Source organism: Stenotrophomonas daejeonensis (genome assembly GCF_001431505.1).
GTDB lineage: Bacteria > Pseudomonadota > Gammaproteobacteria > Xanthomonadales > Xanthomonadaceae > Stenotrophomonas > Stenotrophomonas daejeonensis.
Map to the genome: position 1 here is coordinate 1 of NZ_LDJP01000040.1, position 11,030 is coordinate 11,030.

General features: G+C 65.7%; 9 protein-coding genes and 9 tRNA genes. 17 read left to right on the plus strand and 1 reads right to left on the minus strand.

Annotated features, from left to right (window positions below; translation table 11 throughout):
* Positions 1-138: 138 nt before the first annotated feature.
* The 3 genes from grxC to ABB34_RS07395 all read left to right on the plus strand — a co-directional run bounded on the left by grxC (position 139) and on the right by ABB34_RS07395 (position 1,935).
* Positions 139-414: a glutaredoxin 3 gene (grxC, locus tag ABB34_RS07385; RefSeq protein WP_425478970.1), complete on the plus strand. Its 276-nt coding sequence runs from the start codon at positions 139-141 to the stop codon at positions 412-414.
* A complete protein-coding gene (locus ABB34_RS07390) occupies positions 411-800 on the plus strand; it encodes a carboxymuconolactone decarboxylase family protein (protein WP_057640613.1) in 390 nt (129 codons plus the stop codon). Before grxC ends, ABB34_RS07390 begins: the two co-directional genes overlap by 4 nt.
* Before the next feature lie 130 nt (positions 801-930).
* The gene (locus ABB34_RS07395) at positions 931-1,935 is read left to right on the plus strand and encodes an isocitrate dehydrogenase (protein WP_057640614.1); all 1,005 of its coding nucleotides are present in this window, start codon (positions 931-933) and stop codon (positions 1,933-1,935) included.
* A 161-nt stretch (positions 1,936-2,096) separates the two neighbouring features.
* On the opposite strand, the gene ABB34_RS07400 is transcribed toward ABB34_RS07395, so the two are convergent.
* The gene (locus tag ABB34_RS07400; protein WP_057640615.1) at positions 2,097-2,858 is read right to left on the minus strand and encodes a Bax inhibitor-1/YccA family protein; all 762 of its coding nucleotides are present in this window, start codon (positions 2,856-2,858) and stop codon (positions 2,097-2,099) included.
* Positions 2,859-2,989: 131 nt separating this feature from the next.
* Here ABB34_RS07400 and ABB34_RS07405 point away from each other — a divergent pair.
* The 14 genes from ABB34_RS07405 to ABB34_RS07470 all read left to right on the plus strand — a co-directional run bounded on the left by ABB34_RS07405 (position 2,990) and on the right by ABB34_RS07470 (position 10,752).
* A tRNA-Pro gene (locus tag ABB34_RS07405) sits at positions 2,990-3,066 on the plus strand.
* Positions 3,067-3,109: 43 nt separating this feature from the next.
* Positions 3,110-3,186, plus strand: a tRNA-Arg gene (locus tag ABB34_RS07410).
* 33 nt (positions 3,187-3,219) lie between these two features.
* A tRNA-His gene (locus tag ABB34_RS07415) sits at positions 3,220-3,296 on the plus strand.
* Positions 3,297-3,377: 81 nt separating this feature from the next.
* A tRNA-Lys gene (locus ABB34_RS07420) sits at positions 3,378-3,453 on the plus strand.
* Between the two features lie 65 nt (positions 3,454-3,518).
* Positions 3,519-3,594 (plus strand) — tRNA-Lys (locus tag ABB34_RS07425).
* A 113-nt stretch (positions 3,595-3,707) separates the two neighbouring features.
* Positions 3,708-3,792, plus strand: a tRNA-Leu gene (locus ABB34_RS07430).
* Between the two features lie 171 nt (positions 3,793-3,963).
* Positions 3,964-5,259, plus strand: coding sequence for a trigger factor (tig, locus tag ABB34_RS07435; RefSeq protein ID WP_057640616.1), 1,296 nt, complete (start codon positions 3,964-3,966; stop codon positions 5,257-5,259).
* A gap of 94 nt (positions 5,260-5,353) precedes the next feature.
* Complete coding sequence (gene clpP / locus ABB34_RS07440; RefSeq protein ID WP_057640620.1) at positions 5,354-5,953, plus strand: ATP-dependent Clp endopeptidase proteolytic subunit ClpP; 600 nt, start codon at positions 5,354-5,356, stop codon at positions 5,951-5,953.
* Positions 5,954-6,080: 127 nt separating this feature from the next.
* Positions 6,081-7,361, plus strand: coding sequence for an ATP-dependent Clp protease ATP-binding subunit ClpX (gene clpX, locus ABB34_RS07445; protein WP_057640617.1), 1,281 nt, complete (start codon positions 6,081-6,083; stop codon positions 7,359-7,361).
* A 98-nt stretch (positions 7,362-7,459) separates the two neighbouring features.
* Positions 7,460-9,913 (plus strand): endopeptidase La, encoded by a 2,454-nt coding sequence (gene lon / locus ABB34_RS07450; RefSeq protein ID WP_057640618.1) that lies wholly within the window; start codon positions 7,460-7,462, stop codon positions 9,911-9,913.
* Between the two features lie 210 nt (positions 9,914-10,123).
* Positions 10,124-10,396 carry an HU family DNA-binding protein gene (locus ABB34_RS07455; protein WP_057640619.1) on the plus strand — a complete coding sequence of 91 codons (273 nt, stop codon included), beginning with the start codon at positions 10,124-10,126 and terminating at the stop codon, positions 10,394-10,396.
* 12 nt (positions 10,397-10,408) lie between these two features.
* Positions 10,409-10,483 (plus strand) — tRNA-Val (locus tag ABB34_RS07460).
* A gap of 32 nt (positions 10,484-10,515) precedes the next feature.
* Positions 10,516-10,592: transfer RNA gene (locus tag ABB34_RS07465), tRNA-Asp, on the plus strand.
* A gap of 83 nt (positions 10,593-10,675) precedes the next feature.
* Positions 10,676-10,752: transfer RNA gene (locus ABB34_RS07470), tRNA-Asp, on the plus strand.
* Positions 10,753-11,030 lie beyond the last annotated feature (278 nt).

An 11,030-nucleotide genomic window follows, 5' to 3' on the forward strand; every position in this document is an offset into this window, starting at 1 on the left:
GAGGATGACGGGGAAGCGGCGGGGCGGGGTGAAGCACAGATTAACCCGCAGTGTTCCAGCGGCGGGCGGTGCAACGGGCCTGTGGAATCGGCGTGGCCGCTACCATATGCAGACAACATTCCCCGCGTGGAGTTTCCCGTGAGCAACCAGACCCCCGAGATCACCATTTATTCGACCGCCGTGTGCCCGTACTGCGTGGCGGCCAAGAACTTCCTCAAGAGCAAGGGGCAGTCGTGGACCGAAGTGCGCATCGACCTGGACCCGGCCGCGCGCGAGAAGATGATGACGCTGACCCGCCGCACCAGCGTGCCGCAGATCTTCGTCGGCGAGGTCCACGTCGGCGGCTACGACGACATGATGGCGCTGCACCGCGAGGGCAAGCTCGAACCGCTGCTGGCGGGGCAGGGCGCATGAGCGGCGCGGAGAAGGACCGCCTGGCCGAATTCACCGAATTCCGCCAGCGCATGAACCAGCGCATCCTCGCCGAGCCCAACCAGGTGGTGCGGCGCTTCTTCGCGCTGGACACCCAGACCTACCAGGCCGGCGCGCTGGACGTGAAGACCAAGGAGCTGCTGGGGCTGGTGGCCTCGCTGGTGCTGCGCTGCGACGACTGCATCAGTTACCACGTGGCCCAGTGCAAGGACGCCGGGGCCAGCCGCGAGGAGCTGTTCGAGACGTTTTCGGTCGGGCTGGTGGTCGGCGGTTCCATCGTCATCCCGCACCTGCGGCGGGCGGTGGATTTCCTCGACCAGCTCGAATCCGGGGCCGCGCAGGCCCCGGCCGGACACGACCACGGCTGAACCTGCGACCTTGGTCCAGTTGGGGCAGGGGGCGGGGATCGGGCATAATTGACAGTTGAAACTTTCTGACGCGCCTGATACCGGGCAGCCGGCCGGCGCGCACCCCCTCATCTGTTCGGAACCCCAAAACATGACGCAGACAATCACCGTCATCCGCGGCGATGGCATCGGCCCGGAAATCATGGACGCCACCCTGTTCGTGCTGGACAAGCTCGGCGCCGGGCTGTCCTACGAGTTCGCCGACGCCGGCCTGGCCGCGCTGGAAAAGCACGGTGAGCTGATCCCGGCCTCCACCCTGGAGTCGATCAAGAAGAACAAGGTCGCGCTGAAGAGCCCGCTGACCACCCCGGTCGGCGGCGGCTTCAGCTCGATCAACGTGGCCCTGCGCCGCCAGTTCGACCTGTACGCCAACGTGCGCCCGGCGATCTCGTTCCCGAACACCAAGTCGCGCTACGAGAACGTCAACCTGATCACCGTGCGCGAGAACACCGAAGGCGCCTATCTGAGCGAAGGCCAGGAAGTGTCGGCCGACGGCGAGACCGCGTTCTCCGGCACCCGCATCACCCGCAAGGGCTCCGAGCGCATCGTGCGCTACGCCTTCGAGCTGGCCCGCAGCACCGGCCGCAAGAAGGTCACCGCCGTGCACAAGGCCAACATCATCAAGTCCACCTCGGGCCTGTTCCTGAACATCGCCCGCGAAGTGGCCGCGAACTACCCGGAAATCGAATTCCAGGAAATGATCGTGGACAACACCTGCATGCAGCTGGTGATGCGCCCCGAGCAGTTCGACGTCATCGTCACCACCAACCTGTTCGGCGACATCATCTCCGACCTGTGCGCCGGCCTGGTCGGCGGCCTGGGCCTGGCCCCGGGCGCCAACATTGGCGAGAACGCGGCCATCTTCGAGGCCGTGCACGGCACCGCGCCGGACATCGCCGGCAAGGGCATCGCCAACCCGTGCGCACTGCTGCTGGGCGCGGCGCAGATGCTGGACCACCTCGGCCAGCCGCAGAACGCCGAGCGCCTGCGCAACGCCATCGTCGCCACCATGGAAGCCAGGGATTCGCTGACCGGCGACCTCGGCGGCAACAGCGGCACGATGGACTTCGCCAAGGCGATCGCCAGCCGGCTGTAAGCGGGCGACCATGCGGTCGAAGAAGAAGGGCGCCGTTGGCGCCCTTCTTCGTTTCATGCGTACTGCTCCCAGCCTTACTGCAGGAGCGACGCCAGTCGCGAATGGGGCTTCACCAGGAAAGCCACGTCGCGACTGGCGTCGCTCCTGGGGGAAGCGGGAGGTCAGTTGCGCGACTGCAGCTTGGACAGCAGCCGCAGGAACTCGATGTACAGCCACACCAATGTCACCATCAGGCCGAACGCGCCGTACCACTCCATGTACTTCGGCGCGCCGGCTTCCACGCCGCTTTCGATGAAGTCGAAGTCCAGCACCAGGTTCAGCGCGGCGACCACCACCACGAACAGGCTGAAGCCGATGCCGACCAGGCCCGAGTCGTGGATGAAGGGAATGTTGATGTTGAAGAGGCCCAGCACGATGGTGGCCAGGTAGACCAGCGCGATGCCGCCGGTGGCCGCGACCACGCCGAGCTTGAAGTTCTCGGTGGCCTTGATCAGCCCGCTGCGGTAGGCGAACAGCAGTGCGAACAGCGTGCCGAAGGTCAGCAGCACCGCCTGGAACACGATGCCCTGGAAGCGCGCCTCGTAGATCGCCGAGATCGTGCCGAGGAACAGGCCTTCGGCCAGCGCGTAGAGCGGCGCGCTGACCGGTGCCCAGCTCTTCTTGAAGATGGTGACCAGCGCCAGCACGAAGCCGCCGATCATCCCGCCCCACAGGTACAGGCGCGCGCCGGCGGCCAGCTCGCTGCCGTCGGTGAGGGTATGGTTCCAAGCGAAGGCCGCGGTGAGCACGGCCAGCAGCAACAGGATGCCGGTGCGGTTGGCCGTGCCGTTGAGGGTCATGGCCCCGCCGTCGCGGGTCACCACGGTGCCGCTGCCCAGGTCGAGGAAGGTGGAGTCGGAGAGGGCGGGGTTGCCGCTGCGCATGTGAGGCTCCGGATGAAGGGGGAATGCCCGAGCATAACCAAACGCGCGGCGATGCAATCCGCCGTTGACAGACTGCCGCGCAGTTCCGACAATAGCCGACCTTTCGGGGGGAACCTCGGGAGATTCACCGCCGGGGTATAGCGCAGTCTGGTAGCGCGCCTGCTTTGGGAGCAGGATGTCGGGGGTTCGAATCCCTCTACCCCGACCATCCAGTGCGCCGCAGTGCGTTGGAGTGCGACGATCCGGTCAGAGCGCCCGTAGCTCAACTGGATAGAGCACCGGCCTTCTAAGCCGGCGGTTACAGGTTCGATTCCTGTCGGGCGCGCCAATCGGCGCAAGCGGTGGGTTGTTGTTTTCAGTGGTGGCTGTAGCTCAGTTGGTTAGAGTACCGGATTGTGATTCCGGTGGTCGGGGGTTCGAATCCCCTCAGCCACCCCATTGAACAGGACGCCGGCGTGCATGCATGCCGGGGTTGAAAGAAGCAAAGGGTGCGGGTACCATGTGCACCCTGATTTTTCAGGGCCGTTAGCTCAGTTGGTAGAGCAGTTGACTCTTAATCAATAGGTCCAAGGTTCGAATCCTTGACGGCCCACCAGTTGCGACAGCCATCCAGAAGTTTCGGATGGCTGTTTTGTTGAAAGATGTGGTTTCGCGTTTTACGGGCTGTTAGCTCAGTTGGTAGAGCAGTTGACTCTTAATCAATAGGTCCAAGGTTCGAATCCTTGACAGCCCACCAGATCCAGGCACCCGCTACCACGGGTGCCTTTTTCTTTGCCGCCGCCCTCCTCGGCGGCAACCCTTCGGGCCGGGCGTTTTTTGCCCGCCGGCCTGCGATAATGCCGGCCGCATGCGAAAGTGGCGGAATTGGTAGACGCCCTGGATTTAGGTTCCAGTGCCGCAAGGCGTGGGGGTTCGAGTCCCCCCTTTCGCACCATCCGTGGGTCGTCCGGATGTCCCGCCGCGCCGCGTGCCGGGCGCAGGCTGGCAGCGAGGGCCGGAATCGGCCAAACTATAGGGCTGCGGCGGGGACAGGTGCCTGCCGGAAGTCATTCATTTCAGTCCACATTCGTGCCGGGGCCCGGGGCCGCCGGTGGCAGGAGTCCACATGCAAGCTTCGATCGAATCCACCGGCAACCTGGAACGCCGCCTGACCTTCTCCCTGCCGGAGGAGCGCCTGCAGAGCCACATCGATGGCCGCCTGGGCGAGATCGCGCGCACCGTGCGCATCAAGGGCTTCCGCCCGGGCAAGGTGCCGGCCAAGGTGGTCGAGCAGCGCTTCGGGCCGCAGGTGCGTGCCGAGGCGATGGATGGCCTGCTGCGTGAAACCTTCGACGCCGCGCTGCGCGAGCACGAGCTGCGCATCGCCGGCAACCCGCGCATCGAGAAGGCCGGCGAGGGCGAGTTCGACTTCGTCGCCAACATCGAGCTGGTGCCGGATTTCGGCGACGTCGATGTCACCAAGCTGACCGTCGTGCGCCACACCGCCGAGGTCACCGACGCCGACATCGACCAGATGATCGAGAACCTGCGCCAGCAGCGCCGCAGTTGGAAGGCGGTCGAGCGCGCCGCGCGGGAAGGCGACCTGGTCGCGCTGGAAACCTGGTCGCAGGCCGGTGACGAGCGCCTGCCGGCCGAGGGCGCCGAGAAGGGTACCGTCATCGTCGGCCAGGGCATGATGTTCGAGCAGATCGAGAAGGGCCTGGTCGGCCTGGCCAAGGGCGAGGAAAAGACGCTGGACGTCGAGTTCCCGGCCGACTGGCGGGTGCCGGCGCTGGCCGGCAAGCAGGTCAAGGTCGCGGTCAAGGCCACCGAAGTGTCCGAACCGGTGGTGCCGGACGTCGATGCCGCCTTCATCAAGAGCTTCGGCGTCAAGAACGGCGGGCTGGAGCAGTTCCGCGCCGACATCCGCTCCAATCTGGAGCGCGAGCTGAAGGGCGCGCTGATGAACCGCCTGCGCCGCGAGGTCGGCGAGCAGCTGATCGCCGCCTACGCCCACGTCGAGCTGCCGCCGCGGCTGGTCGAGAACGAGGCCCGCGCGATGCTGGCCCAGCAGGTCGATGCCATCCGCCGCCAGGGCGGCAACCCCGGCAACGTGCCGGCCGACGCCCACGAGGGCTTCAAGGACGCCGCGTCCAAGCGCGTGCTGGTCGGCCTGCTGGTCGGCGAGGTCGCCCGCAGGAACGAGTTGCGCCTGGACCCGAAGCGCCTGAACGAAACCATGCGCCTGATCGCCTCGACCTACGAGGAGCCGGAGCAGGTCATTGAGATGTACCGCAACGACCCCCAGCTGATGGGTGGCCTGCAGAACCGCGTGATGGAAGAGCAGGTGATCGACTGGATCGCCGAGCGTGCCCAGCACACCGCGCAGTCGCTGTCGTTCCAGGACGCGATCCGCCCGTAAGCGCGGGTCGCCCGCAAGGCCCTGCGCAGCATGCGCGGGGTTCCAACACACCTCAGGAGATTCCCGCGTGGACAACCGAACCACAGCCTTGAACATGGTTCCGATGGTGGTCGAGCAGACCAGCCGCGGCGAGCGCGCCTACGACATCTATTCGCGCCTGCTCAAGGAGCGGATCATCTTCCTGGTCGGCCCGATCGACGACCACGTCGCCAACCTGGTGGTCGCGCAGATGCTGTTCCTCGAGGCGGAGAACCCCGAGAAGGACATCAACCTGTACATCAACTCGCCCGGCGGCGTGGTGACGGCGGGGCTGGCGATCTACGACACCATGCAGTTCATCAAGCCCGACGTCAGCACCATGTGCATCGGCCAGGCCGCCAGCGCCGGCTCGCTGCTGCTGATGGCCGGCGCCAAGGGCAAGCGTTTCGCCCTGCCGAACTCGCGGGTGATGATCCACCAGCCGTCCGGCGGCGCGCAGGGCCAGGCGACCGACATCGAGATCCAGGCGCGGGAGATCCTGTACCTGCGCCAGCGCCTGAACGGGCTGTACGCCAGCCACACCGGGCAGCCGATCGAGCAGATCGAGCGCGACATGGAACGCGACCGCTTCCTCAGCGCCGAGGGCGCCAAGGAATACGGGCTGATCGACCAGGTCGTGGACCGGCGTTCGGAGGAGTCGATCCAGCCGGCATGACGGCGGCAAACAGCCGAAAACATGGCAATTCCGCAGGGTCGGAACCGGGCTGGCGCCCGTCCGGCCCTGTGCTATTCTCGAAATCGAATCCCCTGTTCATGGGGGAGGGCAACTGGGTAAGCGAAGCATGAGCGAAGACCGGCAAGGTCGTTCCGGGGACGGTGGCAAGATTCTCTACTGCTCGTTCTGCGGCAAGAGTCAGCATGAAGTACGCAAGCTGATCGCGGGTCCGAGCGTGTTCATCTGCGATGAATGCGTGGAGCTGTGCAACGACATCATCCGCGAGGAACTGGAGGAAAAGGCGCAGTCGGCGCGCAGTTCGCTGCCCAAGCCGCGCGAGATCCTCGAGGTCCTGGACCAGTACGTGATCGGCCAGAACCGCGCCAAGCGCACGCTGGCGGTGGCCGTGTACAACCACTACAAGCGCATCGAGAGCCGCCAGAAGAGCGACGACGTCGAGCTGTCCAAGTCCAATATCCTGCTGGTCGGCCCGACCGGCTCGGGCAAGACCCTGCTGGCCGAGACGCTGGCGCGCCTGCTCAACGTACCGTTCACGATGGCCGATGCGACCACGCTGACCGAGGCCGGCTACGTCGGCGAGGACGTGGAGAACATCATCCAGAAGCTGCTGCAGAAGTGCGACTACGACGTCGAGAAGGCGCAGCAGGGCATCGTCTACATCGACGAGATCGACAAGATCTCGCGCAAGAGCGAGAACCCGTCGATCACCCGCGACGTGTCCGGCGAAGGAGTGCAGCAGGCGCTGCTGAAGCTGATCGAGGGCACCGTGGCCAGCGTGCCGCCGCAGGGCGGGCGCAAGCACCCGCAGCAGGAATTCCTGCAGGTGGACACCAAGAACATCCTGTTCATCTGCGGCGGCGCGTTCGCCGGGCTGGACAAGGTGATCCAGCAGCGTTCCTCGGACAGCAGCGGCATCGGCTTCGGGGCCAAGGTCAAGAGCGCCGAGCGCAAGCAGGAAGTGGGCAAGATACTGGCCGAGGTGGAACCCGAGGACCTGATCAAGTTCGGCCTGATCCCCGAGTTCGTCGGCCGCCTGCCGGTGGTGGCGACGCTGGAGGAACTGGACGAGCCAGCGCTGGTCAGGATCCTGACCGAGCCGAAGAACGCCATCACCAAGCAGTTCAAGAAGCTGTTCGAGATGGAGAACGTCGAGCTGGAATTCCGCCCCGACGCGCTGGCGGCGATCGCCAAGAAGGCGATCAAGCGCAAGACCGGCGCGCGCGGCCTGCGCACCATCGTCGAGTCGGTGCTGCTGGACACCATGTATGACCTGCCGTCGCAGGAGAACGTGAGCAAGGTGGTGGTCGATGAATCGGTCATTGAGCACAAGTCCGAGCCCTACGTGATCTACGAGGCGCCGCCGGCCAAGGCTGCCTCCGGCGACTGAACCGGCAGGCCCCCCGGCCTCTTGCAAGCCCCAGCCGATGGCCCCATAACGGGGCCATCGGCTTTTCAATGGCCGCCCCCTGACCCAGTGGAGCCCTCATGGCCCAGCACAAACCCGAAGTCCTCGACCTGCCGGTCCTGCCACTGCGCGACGTGGTGGTGTTCCCGCACATGGTCATCCCGTTGTTCGTCGGCCGCGACAAGTCGATGCAGGCGCTCGAGCGGGCGATGGAGGCGGACAAGCGCATCCTGCTGGTGGCGCAGAAGTCGGCCGAGACCGACGACCCGGCGGCGGCCGACCTGTACACGGTGGGCACGCTGGCGCAGGTGCTGCAACTGCTGAAACTGCCCGACGGCACCATCAAGGTGCTGGTCGAGGGCCTGTCGCGCGTGGCCGTGGAGAAGATCCGCGAGCAGGACGGCTCGCTGCAGGGCGTCGGCGTGGAGCTGGAGTCGGACGAATCGCGCGAGCCGCGCGAGATCGAGGCCATCGCCCGCTCGCTGATGTCGCTGTTCGAGCAGTACGTCAAGACCAACCGCAAGTTGCCGCCGGAGCTGCTGCAGACCCTGGCCGGCATCGAGGAACCGGCGCGGCTGGCCGACACCATCGCCGCGCACATCGGCGTGCGCCTGGCCGACAAGCAGAAGCTGCTGGAAATCCTGCAGGTGGGTGAGCGGCTGGAAATGCTGGTGGGCCTGGTCGATGGCGAGATCGACGTGCAGCAGCTGGAGAAGCGCATCCGCGGCCGGGTCAAGTCGCAGATGGAGAAGAGCCAGCGCGAGTACTACCTCAACGAGCAGATGAAGGCGATCCAGAAGGAACTGGGCGACCTCGACGAGGCCCCCGGCGAGCTGGAGGAACTGGCGCGCAAGATCGCCGAGGCCGGCATGCCCAAGGCGGTGGAGGCCAAGGCGAAGAACGAGCTGAACAAGCTCAAGCAGATGTCGCCGATGTCGGCCGAGGCCGCGGTGGTGCGCAACTACCTGGAATGGCTGCTGGGCGTGCCGTGGAAGAAGCGCAGCAAGGTGCGCAAGGACCTGAAGGCCGCCCAGGACACGCTCGACGCCGACCATTACGGGCTGGACAAGGTCAAGGAGCGCATCCTCGAATACCTCGCGGTGCAGTCGCGGGTGAAGCAGATGAAGGGCCCGATCCTGTGCCTGGTCGGCCCGCCGGGCGTGGGCAAGACCTCGCTGGGCCAGTCCATCGCCAAGGCGACCAATCGCAAGTTCGTGCGCATGAGCCTTGGCGGCGTGCGCGACGAGGCCGAGATCCGCGGCCACCGCCGCACCTACGTCGGCTCGATGCCGGGCCGCATCGTGCAGAACCTCAACAAGGTCGGCAGCAGGAACCCGCTGTTCGTGCTCGACGAGATCGACAAGATGTCGATGGATTTCCGCGGCGACCCGTCCTCGGCGCTGCTGGAAGTGCTCGACCCCGAGCAGAACAACGCCTTCAACGACCACTATCTGGAAGTGGACCTGGACCTGTCCGAAGTGATGTTCGTGGCGACCTCCAACTCGCTGAACATCCCCGGCCCGCTGCTGGACCGCATGGAGGTCATCCGCATCCCCGGCTACACCGAGGACGAGAAGCTCAACATCGCCCTGCGCTACCTGGTGCCCAAGCAGCTCAAGGCCAACGGCCTGAAGCCGGAGGAGCTGGCGGTCGAGGAGGCGGCCGTCCGCGACATCGTGCGCTACTACACGCGCGAGTCCGGCGTGCGCAACCTCGAGCGCGAAGTGGCGAAGATCTGCCGCAAGGTGGTCAAGGAGATCGCCCTGGCCGGCCCGCAGCCAGTGAAGCCGGCGAAGAAGCCCGCGAAGAAGGCCAAGGCCCGCGTCGTGGTCGATTCGGCCAACCTCGACAGGTATCTGGGCGTGCGCCGCTTCGACTTCGGCCGCGCCGAGGAGCAGAACGAAGTGGGCCTGGTCACCGGCCTGGCCTGGACCGAGGTCGGCGGCGACCTGCTGCAGATCGAGTCGACGCTGATCCCCGGCAAGGGCGCGGTGACGCTGACCGGCCAGCTCGGCAACGTGATGAAGGAATCGGCCACCGCGGCATTGTCGGTGGTGCGCGCGCGGGCCGAGGCGCTGGGCATCGACGTGGATTTCCTGCAGAAGCACGACGTGCACCTGCACGTGCCCGACGGCGCCACGCCCAAGGACGGCCCCAGCGCCGGCATCGCGATGGTCACCTCGCTGGTGTCCACGCTGAGCAAGGTGCCGGTGAAGGCCGACGTGGCGATGACCGGCGAGATCACCCTGCGCGGCCGCGTCACCGCCATCGGCGGGTTGAAGGAGAAGCTGCTGGCCGCGCTGCGCGGCGGCGTCCGCACCGTCATCATCCCCGACGAGAACCGCAAGGATCTGGCCGACATCCCCGCCAACGTCACCCGCGACCTGGACATCGTGCCGGTGAAGTGGATCGACGAGGTGCTGGACCTCGCGCTGGAGACGCCGCTGGCCCCCAGGAAGGCGCGTGGCAAGGCCCAGCGGGTGGCGGTGCGCGGCAAGCCGAAGCCGGCGCCGAGCGCACGGGTCAAGCATTGAAGATGAACGCGAAATGCCCTGAAACCCGCGCCATTGCTGGCTTTTCGGCTTGCGTGGGTAGGGGGGCGCTGGTATAAAAGCTCGACCCACCTGCCCGCGTCAAAGCGGGCAGCGTGTTTGCAGGATCTTCCGGTTGCCGCCGCTGCCGTCATGGGCGGGGACCAACCCAATCTATTCCGCGGGATCGTCCGCATAGGGAGTTTTACGTAAATGAACAAGACCGAATTGATTGATGGCGTTGCCGCTGCCGCTGACCTCTCCAAGGCCGAAGCCGGCCGTGCGGTCGATGCCGTCGTTGCCGAAATCACCAAGGCGCTGAAGAAGGGCGATGCGGTGACGCTGGTCGGCTTCGGCACCTTCCAGGTCCGCGAGCGCGCCGAGCGTACCGGCCGCAACCCGAAGACCGGCGACACCATCAAGATCGCCGCCTCGAAGAATCCCTCGTTCAAGGCTGGCAAAGCCCTGAAGGATGCCGTAAACTAAGCGGCTCACCGGGGGTGCTTAGCTCAGTGGTAGAGCGTCTCCCTTACAAGGAGAGGGTCGGGGGTTCGAAACCCTCAGCACCCACCACGAAGCACCGTCAGTAAGCAGTTTTGAAATGTGGAGCGGTAGTTCAGCTGGTTAGAATGCTGGCCTGTCACGCCGGAGGTCGCGGGTTCGAGTCCCGTCCGCTCCGCCAGTTTCAAGAAGGCCCCTGAGCGATCGGGGGCCTTGTTTTCTCCGACGCCCGCAGGGCGCGGGGAAACGAAGGGTCAAAAGCGCGGAGCGGTAGTTCAGCTGGTTAGAATGCTGGCCTGTCACGCCGGAGGTCGCGGGTTCGAGTCCCGTCCGCTCCGCCAGTTCCACCCTGCCATTGCCCTGCAATGGCGTGCCCGCCGCGGTGTCGGCGAGGCGCAGCAGCACAGCATCGTCCGGCGTGACAGACCAGCAGTCGAAGCAGCTGAACTACCGCTCCCACTGTCCAGACTGCTTGCTTACGGTGCTTCGTGGTGGCTGCTGCGGATTTCGAACCCCCGATCCTCTGCTTGTCCGGGAGACACTCTGCAACCTGTCCATTATAACCATCTGACGCTGCCGACGATATGATATCTTTACATCTCAGCAATCACGTTTGCAT